Raw genomic sequence first — 19,398 nt, 5'->3', positions numbered from 1 at the left:
TATTAGAGCCTGAAAACCGCGCATTTTCCCCTTTTGTTTCCCTCCACTCAACTTCGTTTCACATGAAAAATACCCTGCTCGCCCTTGCTTTGTTTGCCTTCGCTGGCAGCGCTGCTTTTGCCCACGATGGCCACGACAAGGACGGTAAAAAAGGCAAGAAGGAATCCTGCTCTAAAACCATGGCCGCTGGTAGCTCCTGCTGCATGAAAAAGGAAGGCAAGACCGCTAGCGTAAAGCCCGCTGTGAAGGCGCCCGCTACCGTAAAGCTCTAGTTGGCGTAAGCACCGTTTCGTAGGTAAGCCGGCACACAACGGCCCCGCCCCATGAAGGGGCGGGGCCGTTGTGTGCCGGCTTTTTCTGTGCCATCGTTCTTCCAAAATAGAAAGGACTGTTCCGATTCAGGGCGCGGCGTGCTGCTGGCTAGGACAGGGCAGTAGTATCAGCAACAAGCAGTTGAGGGCTATAAGGTTCTTCTATCTATATGTAACAGAGAGTATTTACCTAAATTTTTTGTACTTTATTAAGAGTTATGAAATTTCATATTTTATAATTATTACAAGAAAAATTGTTAGCATTTTAAAGACAACATTGTAAACTAATCTAAAATAAACCGCAAAAATGAATTCTAGTAGACAAGAAACCTGGCGTCATCGCCACTTTTCGCAGGCAAACTAAGCTGAGCCTTAGGCCGATGCCGTTGGGTCAGTTGGAAGTTAAAATGTCCTGCATTCGGCTATATGGGCGTACCCTTTTATGGAATGCCATAATTTTATACAGTTAAATTTTCATTAGGCAAAATCTGGTCTCAGGATGAATAGAGACCGATAAGTTAGCTAATATATAAAGAGTGCAATAATATGTTGATGTTATGAAAACTATATTTTTGGAGTCCACTTATAACTAACCCCTTAGTTTTAGGATACTTCCAGTACACATTCATTCTATTTTAATGAGAAAACAACTACCTCGGGTCGCTCGTCTTATGCTGACGGCAGCCCTAATCTCATCGGGAAACGCGGCATTTAGCCAGGGCTCACCCGCTGCCAACAAAGCAGCCGTGCCTCGTGCCGCACTCGAACACCTTAAAAGCAAAAAGCAGGCGCTGCAACTCTCCGATGAGGACATTGCCGACTTGGTACTGAGCAGCGAAAGCAGCTCCAAAAAAAGCGGCCTCCGGCACCTGTACCTGCAGCAGCGGTACCAGGGCATCGAGATTCACAACGCCGTTACCAACATCAGCCTGACCAAAAACGACGAAGTCGTGCAGGTGGGCAACCGTTTCGAAAAGCAGGCGGGTAAAAAAGTAAAAGCCAAGGGCTCGAAAATGTCGGCTCAGGCCGCCGTGGCTGCTGCCGCCAAGCACCTTAACATTTCTCTAAAGCAACCACTAGCGGTTGAGAAGCGCGCAGAAAGCACTGGTGATGCAGTAGTGTTCTCCAAAGGCGGTATTTCGCTGGAGCCCATCACAAGCAAGCTCGTGTACCAGCCCATGCCCGACGGCAGCTTGCGCCTGGCCTGGGAAGTGTCTATCTACGAACTGGACGCCCAGAACTGGTGGAACATCCGCGTAGATGCCGCCACGGGCGAGTTCCTGGAGAAAGACAACCTGGTAACGCACTGCCAGTTTGACAACAACGGCCCCAATGGTGTGGCCATGCACGAAGGCCATGCTCACGCCGCTAAGGCAGAAGTTAAAGCGTTTGACTTCTCGCGCGTCATTGCCAGCATCACGGCTGGCAATTCCTATAGCGTGTTTGCCATGCCATTAGAAAGTCCCAGCCATGGTGACCGCTCGGTGGTCTCTACTTCCAAAGCCGACGCCACGGCCTCGCCCAGGGGCTGGCACTACACGCCATTTGGCGATGAAACCCGGACTCGCGGCAACAACGTCTTCGCTTACGAAGACCCCAACAACAACAACAACTTTAACCTGAACTACAGCCCCGATGGTGGTGCTGACCTGAATTTCAACTTCCCGCTTGACCTAACCAAGCAGCCCGTTGTTAACCGCAACGCGGCCACGGCGAACCTATTCTACTGGAACAACATCATTCACGATGTGTGGTACCAGTATGGCTTTGACGAGGCCAGCGGCAACTTCCAATACGGCAACTTTGGCAAAGGCGGCGCGCAGAGCGACCCCGTGCTGGCTGAAGCGCAGGATAGCCGCAACATCCCTACAACCCGCAACAACGCCAACTTCGCGACTCCTGCCGATGGCGGCGCCCCCCGCATGCAGATGTACCTGTGGAGCAGCCCGGCCGACCCGGACATGTTCCGCGTGGTAACGCCCGCGGTAATTGCCGGCTTCTATCCGGCCACGCAGGCTGGCTGGGGCAAGCAGCTGACCTCGGCTTCGCTTACGGGTAAGCTCGTAATTGCCCAAGGCACGGGTACTGTGCCCGAACAGGGTTGTGGCGCCGTTACCAACGTGACTGAAATAGCCGGCAACATTGCGGTAGTGTACCGCGGCACTTGCCCGTTCACGGAGAAGGCGGAGGCAGCCCAGAAGGCAGGCGCTAGTGCCGTTGTTATCATCAACAATGCTCCTGGCGCTCCCATCGCCCTGGGCGGCACTCCTACCGTTCCCGTAACGATTCCGGTCGTGATGGTTAGCGACGTGACGGGTTTGGCCATCCGTAATCAGATGAATGCTGGCGAAGAGGTTACCATTGCGCTTAAAGACGATGGCAAGCCCGAACTGGACGGCGACTTTGACAACGGCATCATTGCCCACGAATACGGTCATGGTGTATCTAACCGCCTCACCGGTGGCCGCCTGCTAGCCACTTGCTTAAACAACGAAGAGCAAATGGGCGAAGGCTGGAGCGACTGGTTGGGCTTGGTGATGACCATGAAGCCCGGCGACACCGCTGGCAAAAAGCGCGGCATCGGCACCTACGTGCAGGGCCAGGCCACCGACGGCAACGGCATTCGCCCTGCGCCCTACAGCACCGATTTCGGAATCAACAGCTTTACCTACGCAGCCACCAACAACCCTGCTATCAGCCGGCCCCACGGCATTGGCTTTGTGTGGTCGACCATGCTCTGGGACATGACTTGGGACTTGATTAGCAAGTACGGTTTCGACGAAGACCTCTACTCGGGCACAGGCGGTAATAACCTGGCCATGCAACTAGTCATCGACGGCATGAAGCTGCAGCCTTGCCGCCCTGGTTTCGTGGATGGCCGCGATGCCATTCTCTTAGCCGACCGTACCAACAACGGCGGCGCTAACCAAGAGCTTATCTGGCGTGCATTTGCCAAGCGTGGCTTGGGCTTTAGTGCCAAGCAGGGACTGAGCACCAGTCGCTCTGACCAAGTAGAGGCTTTCGATGTTCCCCCCATGTACGCTTGCTCGGCGCCCACCATCACCGTGTCGCCGGCCACTGCAGGCTTCACCGGTGCTGCCGCTAAAACCATCTACCTGGGCTACGGCACGCAGACGGTGACCCTGACGGCTAGCAACATCTCGGCTGACCCCGCCTTCACGTCCTTCACCTGGGCTCCGGCCGCAGGCCTGAGCAATGCTTCGATTGCAAACCCCGTGTTCACGCCTACCACGGCTGGCTCGTACACCTTCACCGTGACCGTGAAGAACGACAACGAGTGCACCCGGTCTGCCAACGTTACCATTGAGGTAATCGATGTACGCTGTGGCCCCGTTAATGCGAAGAAAGTGGAGGTATGCTTCAAAGGCAAACCCATGTGTGTAGATGTTAAGGAGGCGGGCCAGCTGCTCTCCACTGGCAAAGCCACCATCGGCAAGTGCACTACGCCCCAGGCCAAAGCCACAGAGTCTAGCTTGGTGGTTGCCGACAGCGGCACCAACGAGCTGCAGCTGATGGCCTCGCCCAACCCCACCGCTTCGACTACCAACCTGTCGTTCACGCTCACCAAAGCCGGTTCGTACCGCCTGGAAGTATTGAACATGCAAGGCGCCCTGGTATCGGTAGTGGCCGAAGGCACCGGCGATGCCGGCGAACGCCGCGACTACAGCTTCAGCAAAGGCCGCTTGGCCACGGGCATGTACGTGGTTCGTTTGGTAACCGGCACCCAGAGCCAGTTTGCCCGCATCCTGTTGATGGACTAGTCTAGTCCTTAACACGAGTCCCACTTGAAGGGAGGCCGCAGCAATGCGCGGCCTCCCTTCTTGTTTTTAGAGCGGTTTCGGATTCGGTGTACACCTGCCGGTATACTCAAGGCTAAACTGCGCTGGTCAGACTTTGTAACCGAGTCCACTTCATATTCACCGGTCACTTGGGCAGCGCAGTCAACTGCCGGCAGCATTGGCTACTTTTGCCAATTGACTTGGCGTGCTGCTGAGTTGAATGATTCCAGCCGTTTTCTGCCCTAAAGGGCTACTCCGCCTTGCCATGCGCCAATACCTCGACTTGCTTCGCCAGATTCTTGACCAGGGTACCGTGAAAACCGACCGCACTGGCACCGGCACTATTTCCATCTTCGGACCGCAGATGCGGTTCAACCTGGCCGAAGGGTTCCCGCTGGTGACCACCAAGAAGGTGCACCTGAAGAGCATCATCCACGAACTGCTGTGGTTCCTGAAGGGCGACACCAATATAGCCTACCTCAAAGAGCACGGCGTAAAAATCTGGGATGAGTGGGCCGACGCCAACGGCGAGCTCGGCCCCGTGTACGGTCACCAGTGGCGCTCCTGGCCCGATGGCCACGGCGGCCACATCGACCAAATCAGCCAGGTTATCGAGCAGCTCAAAACCCAGCCCGACTCGCGCCGCATCCTCGTCTCGGCGTGGAATGTAGCCGAACTGCCCGAAATGAAGCTGCAGCCCTGCCACGCCCTTTTTCAGTTTTACGTAGCCGATGGCAAGCTCTCCTGCCAACTCTACCAGCGCTCGGCCGACGTCTTCCTGGGCGTCCCCTTCAACATTGCCAGCTACGCGCTACTCACCCTCATGGTGGCCCAGGTAACCGGCCTGCAGCCTGGCGAATTCATTTGGACCGGCGGCGATACCCACCTCTACAGCAACCACCTCGAGCAAGCCCGCCTGCAGCTGGAGCGCGACCCCAAACCGCTGCCCCTAATGCATGTGAACCCCACAGTGACGGACATTTTCGGGTTCAAATACGAAGATTTTGAGTTGAAGAACTACGAGCCTTGGCCTGCGATAAAAGCGCCGGTAGCCGTGTAGTCTCTAGTTCCACTGCTATTGACGCTCGGTTGATTCCGAACTATAGCGCCTTGCTGGCATGAAATAAAGCTAAATACCCCGAGTAGCTTAAACAGCTTTTTAGGGAGGAGGCGCGGAGTCTACGGTCGTACTGGCATCCGCGCCTCCCGGCGGCGCCTTACAAGCCTTTCGCGCTCAGGCCGCCGTCCACAAGCAGGCATTGGCCGGTGATGTAGGACGCAGCGGGCAAACACAAAAATGCTACTGCCGCCGCTACTTCGGCTGGCTCGCCTACGCGGGCCAAAGGCGTGCCAGCCACTACTTTGGCTAGCATCTCGGGGCGAGCCAGCAAGGTCTTGGTCAGGGGCGTATGAATAAACCAGGGCGATACGGTGTTGACCCGTATGCCAACGGGGGCCCACTCCACGGCCAGGTGGCGGGCCAGCTGCTCTTCAGCCGCCTTGGTCATGCCGTAGGGCGCGCCGGTCCCTACGTCGAACCGGCCTGCCACCGAGCCTACGTTCACAACCGCAGCCTGGTCGGAGGCCGCTAACAGGGGGTAGGCCGCCCGGCACATTTCAATGGCGCTGAACAGGTTCACCTGAAACAACTGCTCGTATTCGGCCGTGGTGTAGTCGTTAAACGACTTGCGAATGTTGGTGCCTACGTTGTTGATTAGCAAATCCAGGCCTTGCCACTGGGTATGCACCTGCTCAAAGATGGCGGCTCGGCCTGCCTCGGTGCTCACATCTGCCGCGATGCCGGTTGCAGGGAGGCCCCGTTGAACCCAGTCTTCCACCACCTGCGCGACTTCGGCGGCGTCGCGGGCCACGACGAGCACCTGGGCGCCAAACGTTAGCAGTTCTTCCGCCACCGCCCAGCCAATGCCTTTAGTGGCCCCAGTCACCAGGGCCCGGCGGCCCGTTAGATTCCATTGATTCGTCATAGCTGCTAAGACGAGGCAGGTAGTGGAAGGGTTGAGCGTAGCGCCTTAAAACGCGCAGTGTTTGTGTCGACAGCTAGTCAAAGAAGGCGCCGCCGGGAGATGAGAGTTTTCATGAGGAGCCCACACGGTCAATTAGGGCGCTCCTCGTAATCCGGTTACTCGGGTGAGCTGATTGGTGCCGATTCGGCCCAGCGGCAGGCGCCAAGATTTCTGGAATTCTCGCCTGCGGCCCAGAGCATGGACGTAGGCTCAGTACGCTGCGGCCACTGGTCCAGCAATTGCTCCAGCGCCAGGTGGGCCGATTCAACTGCGACTTCTGCCAATTAATGCGTCGGCAGGGCTTTGCTGTCCAGCGCGACCGACGAGGCCCATTGCCCGGCCGGACGTGCTTCGTAAGTCTCGTTTGCTTCTACTGTCCCGCCGGGTACCAGTTGCGCAGCCGAACGTCGATTTTCTGGTTGGCTGAGTTCACGGTTTTCTTAAAGGCGCCCACGTCGCTCAGGCCACTCGAACCCCGGTAGTGGTATGGGTAGACAATGCCCGGTTTAAAGGCTAGTACGCCCTGCGCGGCCTGTTGCAAATCCATGGTGTAGGGCAGGTTCATGCACACGAATGCCACGTCGATGCCCTTGAGGGCGCGCATTTCGGCAATGTCTTCGGTGTCGCCGGACAGGTACACGTTTTTGCCGCCCAGGGTCAGCACGTAGCCGTTGCCCCGGCCTTTGGGGTGCCGCGCGTCGGGCGCTTCGGGCAGGTTGTACATCGGAATGGCCGTCACCCGCAGGCCCAGCGTGTCGAGCCGCTGGCCGTTGCGCAGGACCCGGGCCTGCGCTTGGTACGCCGCCGGCAGCAGCTCCGCCACCGCTGGGGGCACCACCAGCAAGGTCTTGCTCAGGGAGAGGCCCGCCAGCGTCTTCAGGTCCAGGTGGTCGCCGTGAATGTCGGTAATAAGAATAACATCAGGCGCAGCCAGCCCAGCGTAGGCCGCCGACCCGCCGTAGGGGTCCACGTACATAGTCTTGCCATTCCACGTCAACACCACACTGCCGTGCGTGATGGGCTGCACCGTGAGAGGACCTTTTTTAGTCGCAATCCGGTCAGCGCCCACCCGCGACACAGCCACGGTGGGGGCGGTTTGGGCCGGCGCTGGCACGGCAAAAGCTGCCAGAGCGGCCGTGAGAAGGATGGTCGATTTCATTAGATTGTTGGCTGTTGAGTAAGAAGTATGACCGGCTTCATACAGCCGCTTGGCTTGTAGCAGTAATCGCCCCCGAAACCGGTATCATAACCGGGGCGCCCTGCACAAGTTCAGGCCATGTAGCACCAAGGCCCATAGCGGCATTGCGTCAATAATACCCACAAAATCAAACGCCTCGGCGCAATTGGCAGCCCTTATTGGCAGGAACGTCAAAGCAAGTATGTCCAAGGGGGCAAGCACCACACCGGAAAATGCCGCTAGCAGCGGCTCCAATAGAAGATATGGGGTCTGGTGACGGGGTTACGGTTTCTTGATGGGAAATAGACTGCTTCCGACTTGTTGCCTCAGCCACTCCATGGATTCTTGGTTGGTTTCCTCAAAGCGCCAGTGGCCGGTAATGGGTTCAATCACCACGGTCTTAGGGGCCTTCACGGCGTTTACGGCCGCATAAACCGAGGTGGGCGGGCACGTATTGTCATTGTAGCCCCACGAGTAAAAGCCGGGGACCGTGAGTTGCCGGGCGAAATTAACGACGTCGTAGTAGCCGATTGTGCGGAGTTTGGCTGGGGTATTGTTCGTGCCAGCCGCGCGCGCGTTCAGCAAGTGCGGCCAGCCCCCGGCCCGGCCGTGCAGGTAACCGGTTACGTCACATAGAGCCGGGTAAAAGGCAGCCACGGCCTTTACCCGCTGGTCCAGCGCCGCCGTTACCATGGCGAGGGCCCCACCCTGGCTGCCGCCGGTCACGACCACGTTTTGGCCGTCAAATTCGGGCAAGCTGCTCAAATAATCAATCGCGCGGATACCGCTCAGGTACACGCTTTTGTAATAGTAATTATCCCGGTCATCGAGCCGGACCGACATGTAATCACCAAAGGCATTGCTGAGGTTTTTGTAGGTGCCCGCGTCTAGCAGCGGCGAAATGCCATGGATTTCCGTGCTCAGGCTAATAAAGCCCTGGTCGGCAAAAAAGGTGTTTGGCGCTGCCGGTTTTACCCCCGCGCCCGGCGGTGAAAACAGCACCGGGTACTTGCCGGGAGCCTTTGGTTTGCACAAGAATCCGTACAAGCGCTGGCCATGTTTGTAATGCTGCAGGTTTACCAGGTAGACATCAACGGTGGAAGTGGAATGTTCCGGCAGGAAGGTTAGGTGGGCGTCCATCGGCACTTTGGCGGCCTCAGCTTTGGCCGCCTCCCAAAACGCAGAAAAATCAGCAGGCAGGGCCACGGTGGGGGCAATCCGCTCCGGTGAAAAACCTACTTTCACCAAGTTGCGGTAGGTCTTGCCCCGGTATTCCGTCTCGACCAGCAATTGCCGAAAACCCGGCTCCCGGCTCGTGCCGATGTCAATTTTTCCCCGGCCCTGCTTTAGCTTCAGGGTTCCCTTTTTCTCGGCCGCCAGCATTTCCGGACCAAACTCGTAGCGGATGGTTACCTCTTCCAGCGGCACATCATTTTTCAATACGGTCACCTGCACCGAGGCCGGTTGATTCACCTCATATTTCCAATCAGCAGCGCCAGGCGTCATTAGTAAGCTAATGAGCTTTACAGGCGCTGCCGCGTTCTGCGCACGTGCTGCTGGTAAAAGCAGCAGGTAGAGGCACAAAGTCACTAAAATGCAGGTGTATCTCATGCTAACTTAAATCGGTAATAAAGTCTGGGATTAACCGCTATAGCTGGTGCTTCAGCAGTAGAGATTTGCTGAATTAAGCGGCCGCTGTTGCTTGGAAGGTATTGCTTTAAATCCCTTATCCAGCAGCAATTCTCCGGCGTTTATGGGGTTTGTTTAAGCGGAGGGCCGAATTTACACGATATGCAAACAACCGCTTGAAAACGCACTTTTTACCGCCGTTTTACGGCTGCCCTTTTTGAATGAATGCTGCTTGAAGGCTACGCGTGAAAGTCTACCCTGTAGCAAAAAGTGTCCTTTAGCCCACGCGGCACTGGCCGCCAACCAATACCACAACCCCAAGGCATGGGCAACCCGGCGGCTCCTCCCCATCTGATAACGTACCCGACCGGTGGCGGCCAAGCTTAAAATCCTCTGGTCGCGAGCCGGGTTGGGTCATCTGCGGCTAGCTTAGCGTAAGATTACGCCCTTTACGAACAGTGCCCCTCCATGAGAAAATTCATTGCAACTACCTGGCTGCTTTGCTTATTCACCATTGCGACCTATGCTCAGGTGATAGATTCCAAGGTAATTGATGATGGCAGCAGTGGGCCGCATAAAGCCATGGCCGCGAAAGAAGCCGCTTTTCCCGACTATGTGGTCTACCGTCCAAAAGATATCAAGGCTGCCTCAAGGGCGGAAGGCCGGCTGCCGGTCATTGTGTTTGGTAACGGTGGCTGTGCTAATACCTCCATCACCCACGAGCGGGTACTGTCGGAAATTGCCTCGCATGGCTACCTTATTATTGCCATCGGGGCCCTGGCAAAGGAACCGTTAAAAACTCCCGCTTCCACGCCATCCTCTATGCTATTAGCAGCGATTGATTGGATAGTTGCTCAAAGCATGGATAAAAAAAGCGAGTATTATAAGCGCATAGACATTAGTAAGATAGCAGCCATGGGACAGTCCTGCGGCGGTGCTCAGGCGCTATATGCAGCAGCCGATGCCCGAATCAAAACATCGGTCATTTTCAACGCCGGTATGGGCAACATGTCGATGGCCGGCGCCGACCAAGCCTCCTTGAAAAAGCTACATGGTCCGATTGTATATATCATTGGCGGACCTTCTGATATTGCTTATGCCAATGCGCAAATGGATTACGAACGAATCGACCAGGTTCCGGTGGCCTTTGCCGACCTGGGCAACGGGGGCCACATGGGCACTTTTGGTGATAAGTTCGGGGGTTCTTTTGCCCGCATAGCACTTGATTGGCTGGACTGGCAGTTGAAAGGCCAAACGAACAAGGCCACTGTATTTCTTCAGAATGAGCTGGCTGCGTATCCGGGCTGGACGGTGAAGGCCAAAAATCTTAAACAGTAAACGCTATGAAAAGAAAGCTGCTATCTGTTGTAATGCTATCGATGGCGGTAGCGGCGGCTTCTTGCAGCCGCCCGGTCAACCAAGGAAATAGCTCAAAGAGTACGGTGCGTGACCCTGGCTCTAAAACCATAACCTTAGCCAAAGACATTCGGTACCGAGAAGGCAGCAGCCCCGCCTGGGTGCTGGACCTAGCCATGCCGGCAGATGGGGGCCGTCAGCTGCGGCCGGCCCTCGTGATTGTGCACGGGGGCGGGTGGAGCGGGGGCTCAAAGTCAGACGCCGTTTATCAGAAAATGATGATGGACTACGCGCTCAAAGGCTACGTTACCATCAATGTCAACTACCGGCTGACCGGCGAAGCCCCATTTCCGGCGTGTATCGAGGACGTAAAGACTGCGGTACGCTGGCTGCGGGCGCACGCAGCCAAATACCAAGTCGACCCAGCCCGCATTGGGAGCTACGGTCATTCGGCCGGCGCCCACCTGGCCCTGATGCTAGCTATGGTACCAAAGTCGGCCGGCCTGGAAGGTGACGGCGGCTGGAACGACTATTCCAGCCAGCTGAATGTGGTGGTGGCCGGTGCGCCACCCACCGAGCTCGGCCGGGATGTTCCCATGGCCAAAACCGTCTGGTGGCCGATAGGCTATATCGCGGCCAACCACCCGCCGATGCTCCTCATCCAGGGGGCCGATGACCCAGTTGTTCGCGCCGCGCGGACCGATGATTTTGTGCAGAAGATGCGCCAAGCCGGTGCCCCCATCGAATACCTGAGAATAGACGGGGTGGGCCACGGGGTGGCGTATGCCGACAAGTTGGATACAACCGACCCGGCGATAGAGAATTTTCTTGCTAAGTATTTGAAGCCGTAGGATAAACCGTAAATCCACGCAGGCTGAATCATTGCATGATTATGCTAATCAGAGTTGTTAATAAGCACCAGCGGTTATGAAGAAAACTTGCTTACCTACGGTTTCGATTGCCGTCGTCGTATCACTCGTCGGCTGCACTGCGCAACGAAGTACAACTGCCGTCCCGCAACGATTCAAGCAGGAAGCAAGGGGAGGAGCGGATGCTGCCCGGGTGAAGAAAGTAGCCAGCATGGATTCGCTGCTGCAGTCATTTATTGACCAGAAGAAAGCGAGCAGCGTCGTCGGTTTCGTGGCCAAAGGGGGGACCATCGTCTACAAGAAAGCATTTGGCTGGAAGGACATCGAGAACAAAACCCCGGCCACTGCTGAGGATTATTACATCCTGTTCTCCCAAACAAAAGCCGTGACGACGGTTGCTTTTATGACGCTGGTTGAGAAGGGGTTGGTAGGGGTCAACGACCCGGTTGCCAAGTATTTTTCCGGCATTCCGGATAAAGTAGTGACGGCCGTCCACGACGATGGAACCTACGAAACCCGCCCGGTGGCTTCCCCCATGACGTTTGCCCACCTGCTGTCTCATTCGTCAGGACTTAATGCCGGACTGGTCGGAGATATTCGCCGGGCTGAAATCAAGAAAAAGGGCAGCAGCGCCGAAGCTGCCGCCCCCACCGCGCTCAAAGGCCAGCGCACAGGCGGCCGAGGCACTGCCAAATACCTGGAAGAAGAGATGCTGGCTTTGGCCAGTTACCCGCTCGGCTTTGACCCCGGCACGCAGTGGAACTACCACATCAGCACGAACATGCTGGCGTATCTGATTGAACGCATATCAGGCAAGCCATTGCAGCAATACGTCAAAGAGACCATACTGGAACCGCTTGGCATGCAGGAAACCGCCTGGTATTACGAGCCTACCAGGCTGAGCCGCTTCGTGAAAGCTTATAATTACGCGGACGGAAAGCTGGAGCCCGCCTCAAATATGTACAGCGAAGCAACCGTTAGTGCCGAGCAAACCTATGCCGAAGGCGCTATTGGGCTGAACGGCCCAATTGAGGATTATGCGAAATTCTGTCAGATGCTGCTCAACAAAGGAGAGTTCAACGGGCACCGCATCCTGAAACCGGAGACCATTGCTTTGATGACGAAAACAAATCGTCTGCCGGAGGTGAATGCCGGTGGCAAAGGGTTCCAGTTCGGCCTGGGCTTCGAACTGTATAACGCAAGTAAGAAACCGGCACCGGAAGTATCAAACACCGCTTTTGCCTGGGGCGGGTTGTACGGAACGGAGTACATCATTGACCCGGAGAATAATCTGATAGCCTTGTTCTACCTGAATATGCCCCGGCGCGAGCCATTGTATCCGACATTCCTGAGTAAAGCCTACAAGCTTTTCAAATGAGCCTATTTTATCACTTACTATTCATTGGGATAGGCATTCAATCTGAATACGGTGTGGTAGTCTAGGAGAGCCGGACAGAAGTAGGGCGTATATTTCTTCTGTTGTGACAGCCAAGCGCTTGGTCAGCGAGAGCCGCAATACCCGAGCCGCAGCGCAGCAACTGAGCATCAGTTTCAAGTTGTGCTACCGTACAACGCGTGAGCCGGCTGGGCAATTGTTACGACAATCCCCACGCCAAATTATTGTCGAGCCGTGTCAACGCCGATTTGCTCAGCGGCGGCCGCTTTCCGGAACTGAAAGAAGCCCAGCTCACAATCAGGCACCACTCGGCCCGCGGTTACCTCGTCCAATCACTTCGAAACCTGCCTTCCAACCACTTCCCAATTGTGTCCGGCTTAGCTAGACTTTCTACATGAAAAAACGGGGTCAGGTATAGAAGCACAGCCGGTGGCGTTCCCCGTAATCGGAGAATAAAACCAGTGTCATCTATTTAGGTACAATCACCCCGCTGTCTGTATCTCTGGCCAAGCAGGCGCCTGCTAGCAGCGCCAAGGCCACAATGCTGGCCACCGTCCGTACATCGTGCCAGGTGTTCCAGGTTGTGGAGAAGTGCGTACGGGCGGCGGCGGTTTGGGCAGCAGTAGCACTGGTCAGTTGGAAAGACGCCAACGTTTCGTTCAGTGGAATGTTGACCGCCACTGTTACGCCGAGACTTCCCGCCCAGAAGATGCCGGTAGCTGCTACCAACAAGCGAAATCGCCAGGAATACGGGTGGCGGGCACACCGCGCGGTGGCTAGCAGCTGCAGCAGCGGCCCTCAAAAAAAGCTGGCCGCAAACACAGGATTTTGAATGACGTCGTTGATGGCCTGCATAGCCGCGATGTATGCCGGCGCTGGCAAGCGGGCCAGCCCGGGGTTGACTGCGACCGAGAAGCCATAGTAAACACCCGCAACCAGCCCCGTTGAGACGGTAGCCATGGTCAGAATAATGGGTTTGCCTCGCATGCAATAAAAAAGAGCAGCATCAATAGGAGAGGCTGGCCGCCCGCCGCAAGTAGGTAGCATCGTGAAGCTGTTGAAGCATAAAGTCTGCTACGTCTGCCCGCGAAATCTTAATTTTAAGGTTTTTCTCGGTGGCAGGAAAGCCGTGCCGGTAAGTGCCGGTGCGCGGGCCGTTGGTGAGAGTGCCGGGGCGGGCAATGGTCCACTCGACCGGGCTCTGCCGGATGAGGGCTTCCTGCAGCTCCGAGTCGGCGAAGGCGCTGCGTAGAAACAGTGGCACAATCAAGTACTTGTAGGAGAAGGGCAGCGCCGCTTGGCTATCACCCATGCCCAGAGTAGTCAGGCACACCAGGCGGCGCACGCCGGCGTGCTGCATGCCGGCCAGGATGTGGCGGGTGCCTTCCGAACGCACGGGCACTTTGTGCCCGGCCGGGGCCCCAAGGGCCGACAACACCGCCTCCTGTCCGGCCATGGCTGCCTGAACCGAGGCTGCGTTTAGTACGTCGCCCGGAAAAACGCGCAACCTGGCATGTTGCAGGTCCAGCTTCCTGGGGGAGCGGGCGAATGCGGTTACGGTATGGCCTTGGTCGAGGGCTTGTTCGACGAGTTGGCGGCCCGTGCCGCCCGTGGCTCTGAAAATGAGTAGGTTCATGGTCTTTGTTTTTTTACAAAGGACACCAGCCCGCTACCCGAGGGAATAGAATAAATCCGCCAATGCTAGCGCAGCAGCTCTGGGAAATCATCTGCTAGTGGTTGGGCTTGGTGCTGCACCTGCTGCGGGGAAGCGCCGGCAAATTCGCGGAAGGCGCGAATGTGGTGCGACTGGTCGGCGTACTCTTGTTCGAAGGCCAGGTCGGAGAGTTTCTCGTACTGTCGGGCGTGCAGTTGAGCCAGCGACGCCTGAAACCGGCAAATGCGTGCAAACAGCTGCGGCGAAATGCCGACGCAGTGCTTGAACTTGCGCTGCATGCTGCGCTCGGACAGCCCCAGCTCGCGCTGCAAGGCCAGCAGGGGAATGCGCCCACCCGAGCCCGTTAATTGCGCGAGCGACTGTCGGATACGGTCATCTACCCGCGCGTGGTGCTGCACGGCGTTGCTTCGCAGAAAGGCCGCTAACTGGTCAACCCGGTCACGCACAGAAGAGATGGTGGTTAACTGCTCGGCCAAGCTCTTCGCCTGGGAGCCACCCAATAAGGTCAGGTCGAGGCAGGTATTGGTTAGGTCCGCGGCATCGAGCCCGAACACCGCCGTTAGCGCACTGGGCTCGAAGCAGATGCCTAGGGTTTGAAAAGGGCCCTCCGTAGCGATTACACTGGCGCGGGTGGTTTGACCGTAAAGGAAGCTTCGCGGCCACGGCTTGTTGGCACAGTCTCGGAAAGGCGCATCGGTGGCTCGCTGCACAATGAGGCCTGGGCAGCCATCGGCTATCGTGGTAAAGGTGTTGGCGGCTAGGGTAGGGCCGGCGTTTTCCAGCGTCCAGAAGTAGCGCACGTAGCCACTCAGGTCGTTGGGAGGAGCTAGTTTGCGAAAATACATGAGCGAAAGATATGAGGTTGCGCTACCCAATGAGTGGTCAACACTTTTGCGTACACGCCAAGCTTCTAAACGTGCGCGTAAAGCAAGGGCTTCGGCTAGGGCGGTTGGCCGCCAGCGCGCAGCCAGTGGGGGAGGGCACTGCTTTCCAATTCCCGTCGGCGCAGGTGCCTCCGGTTTAGTTTGGGGAGCGTAGGGTGCAAGTCCTAACGGCGGGGACCGAACAAGTCAGGCGGGCCCGGCGCCGATGTTGGAGCGCAGGGGCTCCGCATCGGCGTTCCCCGTGAGCACCCCTGGGAGGGGCCAGCCATGCTGCCCCAGAGCCGCACCGGGTATACATGGACGGACGAGTGCTGATTGTAAGCTTGGGTTTAGACATGAACGAAGCCAAGTGGTGTTCAGTCAAAGATACAATCGCCTTGTTTCCAATGAGTTAAATTATGGTTATATTCTGTGGAGTTAACCCGCCCCAGCCTCAACAATCTACTTATCAGCGGCCGTGCTTTCTAGCGCCTGCTCACGTGTGACGAGCCGGTTATCATTGGGTTACTGTTGCCCAAATTCCTTTCCGGCAGCGGGTGGAGGCCATAATTTTGAGCCGAGGAAGCAGCTAAGTCCCGCTTGGTGAATGCATAAACCAGGCGGGCACTACTCCTTCAATTATTGGAATGCTCGTGCAGTATGCTTAGGTGAAGTATTGCTATAATTATGAAACAGCCTCGAACTGCAAGTTGAGGCTGTTTTCGTTTTAGCACCGCCCGTGGTGGTTTCTCGGCGATGACGTGCCAGCGAAGCGCGACCGTTTTTTGCGCCGGAAACGTCGTCCCAACAAAAAAGGTTGGCCATTCAATCCAAGGCAGATGGCGAGCACATGGGGCACAGCTCCGACGTTATGGATTCCGGTTTGGCAGGTGTCTGAAGGAAGCAAACGATGACATAACCCGCGGCACATGCTATGGCTTGAGGCTGGGGCGGGGCGCTACAGCCCCCTTAACCAATTCAGCCGCTTCCTGCGGGCGGTACCCGCATTTGCATGCTCAGCGGCGCCGCGGGCGCGCCTTAGCTTAAAGCAAGGCGCGCCCGCGGCGCCCGTATAAAACGAAACGTTTGGAGCGAGTGTCACCGGGCACCGGGGTGACGCCAAGATATATGGGGCGACCTACCCCGCTGCCGGAACAGCAACTGGTGCGGTCCGGCGGGTGGCGGGCTTACTACGGCCTGTCGAGGTTGATTTAGCCGGGGTAGGTGCAGTGGAAGCGGCGCCTGAGGCCACCGCCACCTTTTTGGCTGGCTTGCGGGAGGGGAGTAGTTGGGAAATAAAAAAGTCTGCCCGGCAGAGAAGCAGTAGGTTTGAAGTATCTGACCCCCTCAATCCTGCCCTGACCATGCGGAACAGACCGTTACAATGTACTGCTTTCTCGACTACTTGCTGACCCGTACCTAATTCCATCTCTCATGATTCGACTGTCCATGTATCTGCTTGGTGTGGCCCTGCTCTTGGAACTGCCTACGGCTTGCACCTCCTCGAAAACAGTGGTCGCGACGCAGGTTTCACTGCCGAAGCAACAGGACGTGCTGGCCCTCATCACCCAAGTAAATGACCACTGGCAGGCAAGCCACCCGGCCCAGGTGCGCTCGTTTTGGGACGAGGCCGCCTACCAGACCGGCAACATGGCGGCTTATGAAGTAACCAAAAACGAGAAGTACCGCCAGTATGCGGAGGACTGGGCCGTGCATAACCAGTGGAAGGGGGCCACCTCAGACGACAAAGCCGCATGGAAATACAAGTACGGTGAAACACCTGACTACGTGCTGTTTGGCGACTGGCAAATATGCTTTCAAACCTACATCGACCTCTATAAGCTCAAGCCGGAGCCCCAGCGCATTGCCCGCGCCCGCGAGGTGATGGAGTATGAGATGAGCACCGATAGAAACGACTACTGGTGGTGGGCCGACGGCCTCTACATGGTAATGCCGGTGATGACCAAACTCTACGGCGTGACTAAAAACCCGCAGTACCTGACCAAGCTGCACGACTACTTCGCCTACGCCAATAGCATTATGCACGACCCCGAAACGGGCCTCTATTACCGCGATTCCAAGTACGTATACCCCCAGCATAAATCGGTGAACGGACAAAAGGACTTCTGGGCCCGCGGCGACGGCTGGGTGCTGGCGGGCTTGGCCAAAGTGCTCCACGACCTTCCGGCTGACGCGCCGCACCGGGGCGAATACCTAAGCAAGTACCAGCGTCTGGCCGCCGCCATCAAAAAAGCACAGCAGCCCGAGGGCTACTGGACACGCAGCCTCCTCGACCCGCAACACGCCCCCGGACCAGAAACCAGCGGCACCGCGTTTTATACCTTCGGCCTGCTTTGGGGCATCAACCACGGTGTACTTGATAAAAAAGAATACTGGCCAACGGTCCAAAAGTCCTGGCAGTATCTCACTACAACTGCTTTGCAGCCGGATGGCACCGTCGGCTACGTGCAGCCCATCGGCGAAAAGGCCATTCCCGGCCAGGTAGTCGGCAAAAATTCGACGGCCAATTTTGGGGTTGGGGCTTTCCTGTTGGCTGCTAGTGAGATGTATCGCTACTTAGCCGACCATTAGTCTTCTGCGTGCGAGGCCCTACAGTTGCGCGGCGTGGGTGGCGACAACAGCTAAGGCCTTACCGCACGCCCAGCACCACGTGCTTGCCAGGCAATATACCCACAGCTACACTCCTCAGCTGGTAGATGCAAGCGCGTCCCAGCCGTAAGGCAAACTCTATAATGACTATTCAGCCCACTCATATGGCTACGCAGCCGAATTTTTCCTCGCGACACCGCCTCTTGCCCGGGCTGCTGCTTTTCTGCAGTCTGTTTTTGCAGGCGTATTTCGGGGCTGCGCAAACGCCCATTGGGTGGGGATGGGCCAAAAACAACGTGAATGGCGCGGTGTTTCGCAAAAACTCGGTAGTGAGTCATGGCCAAGACCAGTACACTGCCTACTACGATTCCACGGGACATGTCACGCTGGCCAAGCGCCGCCTGCCCGCCGGACCGTGGCAGGTGCAGCGCACGCCCTACCAAGGCAACGTAAAAGATGCGCATAACGTCATCAGCTTGATGGTGGATGGTGCGGGCTTCGTTCACCTCTCGTTCGACCATCACAACAACCCGCTACGTTACTGCCGCAGCAAAGCCCCCCGCTCGCTGGAGCTGACCGAACTGCTGCCCATGACCGGCAACCAAGAGCAGAAAGTAAGCTACCCGGAGTTTCACCGCTTTCCCAACGGCGACTTGCTGTTTATGTACCGCGACGGCGGCTCGGGCAACGGCAACCTAGTACTGAACCGCTACCGTTCCCAAACCCAGCAGTGGACGCGCCTGCACGATGTGCTCATCGATGGGGAAGGCCAGCACAACGCTTACTGGCAGGCCTGCATCGACCTCAAGGGTAATATTCACCTGTCGTGGGTGTGGCGCGAGTCCCCCAACGTGGCTTCCAACCACGATATGGCCTACGCCCGCTCAACGGATGGCGGCCAAACCTGGCAAAAAAGCACCGGCGCCGCTTACCGCCTTCCCATCACCGAAGCCACGGCCGAATATGCCGCTCGCATTCCCCAAAACAGCGAGTTGATAAATCAAACGGCCATCACAACTGATGCAGCCGGAGCCCCTTACATTGCCACCTACTGGCGGCCCGCCGGTACGCAGGTTCCTCATTACCAGCTGATATACTTGGCTGGCAAGCAGTGGAAAACCGCTCAGGTGGGCCAGCGCACCACGCCTTTCAGCCTGAGCGGGGTGGGCACCAAGAAAATCCCGATTTCGCGCCCCCAATTGCTGGTTGCCACCCAGCAGGGAAAGACGGCGGCTTACCTGCTCTTTCGTGACGCCGAGCGGCAAGACCGTGCCTCCGTGCTGCAGTGCGCCGACCTACGCAAAAACCATTGGGCCGCCGCCGACCTCACCACTAACTCGGTAGGCAATTGGGAGCCCAGCTACGACACCGAGCGCTGGAAAAACGCGGGCGTGTTGAATCTATTTGTGCAGCGCACCGGTCAGGGCGACGGTGAAACCTTGGAAGACCTGCGCGCCCAACCTGTGTACATCTTGGAATGGAAGCCTGGCCAGCCGGTTCGCCCCGTCGTCATTGGCGCTGCTGGCGTTCCAGGTCGCCTTCGTGGACGGCAGCTGCGGCCGCCGCTTCCAGGTGCACCTGACCCGCCGGGGCATGCAGGCCTAGGTGCACACCGACGTGGTAACCGACCAGGGCCGCTTTGTAATCTACGCCAAGCGCTGGGTCTTTGAACGCAGCAGGTTAGGCCG

At 57.1% G+C, this 19,398-nt stretch carries 15 protein-coding genes; 8 read left to right on the top strand and 7 right to left on the bottom strand.

Going from position 1 to position 19,398, the window contains the following annotated elements; genetic code table 11:
• Positions 1 to 62 precede the first annotated feature (62 nt).
• The 3 genes from ACP7AJ_RS05915 to ACP7AJ_RS05905 all read left to right on the top strand — a co-directional run bounded on the left by ACP7AJ_RS05915 (position 63) and on the right by ACP7AJ_RS05905 (position 5,171).
• Positions 63 to 272 (top strand): hypothetical protein, encoded by a 210-nt coding sequence (locus ACP7AJ_RS05915; protein WP_426059269.1) that lies wholly within the window; start codon positions 63 to 65, stop codon positions 270 to 272.
• 677 nt (positions 273 to 949) lie between these two features.
• Positions 950 to 4,093 (top strand): T9SS-dependent M36 family metallopeptidase, encoded by a 3,144-nt coding sequence (locus tag ACP7AJ_RS05910; RefSeq protein WP_426059268.1) that lies wholly within the window; start codon positions 950 to 952, stop codon positions 4,091 to 4,093.
• Between the two features lie 283 nt (positions 4,094 to 4,376).
• Positions 4,377 to 5,171: a thymidylate synthase gene (locus ACP7AJ_RS05905; RefSeq protein WP_426059267.1), complete on the top strand. Its 795-nt coding sequence runs from the start codon at positions 4,377 to 4,379 to the stop codon at positions 5,169 to 5,171.
• 157 nt (positions 5,172 to 5,328) lie between these two features.
• Here ACP7AJ_RS05905 and ACP7AJ_RS05900 read toward each other — a convergent pair whose 3' ends face one another.
• The 3 genes from ACP7AJ_RS05900 to ACP7AJ_RS05890 all read right to left on the bottom strand — a co-directional run bounded on the left by ACP7AJ_RS05900 (position 5,329) and on the right by ACP7AJ_RS05890 (position 8,818).
• Positions 5,329 to 6,096 (bottom strand): SDR family oxidoreductase, encoded by a 768-nt coding sequence (locus tag ACP7AJ_RS05900; RefSeq protein ID WP_426059266.1) that lies wholly within the window; start codon positions 6,094 to 6,096, stop codon positions 5,329 to 5,331.
• A 409-nt stretch (positions 6,097 to 6,505) separates the two neighbouring features.
• Entirely contained in the window at positions 6,506 to 7,294 is a 789-nt protein-coding gene (locus ACP7AJ_RS05895) for an MBL fold metallo-hydrolase (protein ID WP_426059265.1), read from the bottom strand.
• A gap of 300 nt (positions 7,295 to 7,594) precedes the next feature.
• The gene (locus ACP7AJ_RS05890) at positions 7,595 to 8,818 is read right to left on the bottom strand and encodes an acetylxylan esterase (protein ID WP_426059264.1); all 1,224 of its coding nucleotides are present in this window, start codon (positions 8,816 to 8,818) and stop codon (positions 7,595 to 7,597) included.
• Positions 8,819 to 9,409: 591 nt separating this feature from the next.
• Here ACP7AJ_RS05890 and ACP7AJ_RS05885 point away from each other — a divergent pair.
• The 3 genes from ACP7AJ_RS05885 to ACP7AJ_RS05875 all read left to right on the top strand — a co-directional run bounded on the left by ACP7AJ_RS05885 (position 9,410) and on the right by ACP7AJ_RS05875 (position 12,544).
• Positions 9,410 to 10,279 (top strand): chlorophyllase/cutinase-like alpha/beta fold protein, encoded by an 870-nt coding sequence (locus tag ACP7AJ_RS05885; RefSeq protein WP_426059263.1) that lies wholly within the window; start codon positions 9,410 to 9,412, stop codon positions 10,277 to 10,279.
• 104 nt (positions 10,280 to 10,383) lie between these two features.
• Positions 10,384 to 11,148, top strand: a complete 765-nt coding sequence (locus ACP7AJ_RS05880) for an alpha/beta hydrolase fold domain-containing protein (protein WP_426059262.1) — start codon at positions 10,384 to 10,386, stop codon at positions 11,146 to 11,148.
• A gap of 76 nt (positions 11,149 to 11,224) precedes the next feature.
• Complete coding sequence (locus ACP7AJ_RS05875; protein ID WP_426059261.1) at positions 11,225 to 12,544, top strand: serine hydrolase domain-containing protein; 1,320 nt, start codon at positions 11,225 to 11,227, stop codon at positions 12,542 to 12,544.
• Positions 12,545 to 13,030: 486 nt separating this feature from the next.
• Here ACP7AJ_RS05875 and ACP7AJ_RS05870 read toward each other — a convergent pair whose 3' ends face one another.
• The 4 genes from ACP7AJ_RS05870 to ACP7AJ_RS05855 all read right to left on the bottom strand — a co-directional run bounded on the left by ACP7AJ_RS05870 (position 13,031) and on the right by ACP7AJ_RS05855 (position 15,082).
• The gene (locus ACP7AJ_RS05870) at positions 13,031 to 13,345 is read right to left on the bottom strand and encodes an anthrone oxygenase family protein (protein ID WP_426059457.1); all 315 of its coding nucleotides are present in this window, start codon (positions 13,343 to 13,345) and stop codon (positions 13,031 to 13,033) included.
• A 15-nt stretch (positions 13,346 to 13,360) separates the two neighbouring features.
• Positions 13,361 to 13,522 (bottom strand): hypothetical protein, encoded by a 162-nt coding sequence (locus tag ACP7AJ_RS05865; protein WP_426059260.1) that lies wholly within the window; start codon positions 13,520 to 13,522, stop codon positions 13,361 to 13,363.
• A gap of 46 nt (positions 13,523 to 13,568) precedes the next feature.
• On the bottom strand, positions 13,569 to 14,198 hold the full coding sequence (locus ACP7AJ_RS05860) for an NAD(P)-dependent oxidoreductase (protein ID WP_426059259.1): 630 nt from the start codon (positions 14,196 to 14,198) through the stop codon (positions 13,569 to 13,571).
• 65 nt (positions 14,199 to 14,263) lie between these two features.
• Entirely contained in the window at positions 14,264 to 15,082 is an 819-nt protein-coding gene (locus ACP7AJ_RS05855) for a DUF6597 domain-containing transcriptional factor (protein ID WP_426059258.1), read from the bottom strand.
• 1,452 nt (positions 15,083 to 16,534) lie between these two features.
• On the opposite strand from ACP7AJ_RS05855, the gene ACP7AJ_RS05850 reads away from it, so the two are divergent.
• Both ACP7AJ_RS05850 and ACP7AJ_RS05845 read left to right on the top strand, forming a co-directional pair.
• Positions 16,535 to 17,692, top strand: a complete 1,158-nt coding sequence (locus ACP7AJ_RS05850; RefSeq protein WP_426059257.1) for a glycoside hydrolase family 88 protein — start codon at positions 16,535 to 16,537, stop codon at positions 17,690 to 17,692.
• A gap of 182 nt (positions 17,693 to 17,874) precedes the next feature.
• On the top strand, positions 17,875 to 19,380 hold the full coding sequence (locus tag ACP7AJ_RS05845) for a BNR repeat-containing protein (protein ID WP_426059256.1): 1,506 nt from the start codon (positions 17,875 to 17,877) through the stop codon (positions 19,378 to 19,380).
• The last annotated feature ends 18 nt before the right edge of the window (positions 19,381 to 19,398 follow it).

It is taken from the genome of Hymenobacter sp. B1770, assembly GCF_049896385.1.
Taxonomy (GTDB): Bacteria; Bacteroidota; Bacteroidia; order Cytophagales; family Hymenobacteraceae; genus Hymenobacter.
Note: the sequence above shows the minus strand (reverse complement) of the source record. Positions and strands in the feature narration are given on the sequence as shown.

Bases quoted from the DNA above. Each gene is read 5' to 3' on its own strand.
- ACP7AJ_RS05915 (WP_426059269.1), top strand. From the start codon at position 63: ATGAAAAATACCCTGCTCGCCCTTGCTTTGTTTGCCTTCGCTGGCAGC.
- ACP7AJ_RS05910 (WP_426059268.1), top strand. From the start codon at position 950: ATGAGAAAACAACTACCTCGGGTCGCTCGTCTTATGCTGACGGCAGCC.
- ACP7AJ_RS05905 (WP_426059267.1), top strand. From the start codon at position 4,377: ATGCGCCAATACCTCGACTTGCTTCGCCAGATTCTTGACCAGGGTACC.
- ACP7AJ_RS05900 (WP_426059266.1), bottom strand. From the start codon at position 6,096: ATGACGAATCAATGGAATCTAACGGGCCGCCGGGCCCTGGTGACTGGG.
- ACP7AJ_RS05895 (WP_426059265.1), bottom strand. From the start codon at position 7,294: ATGAAATCGACCATCCTTCTCACGGCCGCTCTGGCAGCTTTTGCCGTG.
- ACP7AJ_RS05890 (WP_426059264.1), bottom strand. From the start codon at position 8,818: ATGACGCCTGGCGCTGCTGATTGGAAATATGAGGTGAATCAACCGGCC.
- ACP7AJ_RS05885 (WP_426059263.1), top strand. From the start codon at position 9,410: ATGAGAAAATTCATTGCAACTACCTGGCTGCTTTGCTTATTCACCATT.
- ACP7AJ_RS05875 (WP_426059261.1), top strand. From the start codon at position 11,225: ATGAAGAAAACTTGCTTACCTACGGTTTCGATTGCCGTCGTCGTATCA.
- ACP7AJ_RS05865 (WP_426059260.1), bottom strand. From the start codon at position 13,522: ATGGCTACCGTCTCAACGGGGCTGGTTGCGGGTGTTTACTATGGCTTC.
- ACP7AJ_RS05860 (WP_426059259.1), bottom strand. From the start codon at position 14,198: ATGAACCTACTCATTTTCAGAGCCACGGGCGGCACGGGCCGCCAACTC.
- ACP7AJ_RS05855 (WP_426059258.1), bottom strand. From the start codon at position 15,082: ATGTATTTTCGCAAACTAGCTCCTCCCAACGACCTGAGTGGCTACGTG.
- ACP7AJ_RS05850 (WP_426059257.1), top strand. From the start codon at position 16,535: ATGATTCGACTGTCCATGTATCTGCTTGGTGTGGCCCTGCTCTTGGAA.
- ACP7AJ_RS05845 (WP_426059256.1), top strand. From the start codon at position 17,875: ATGGCTACGCAGCCGAATTTTTCCTCGCGACACCGCCTCTTGCCCGGG.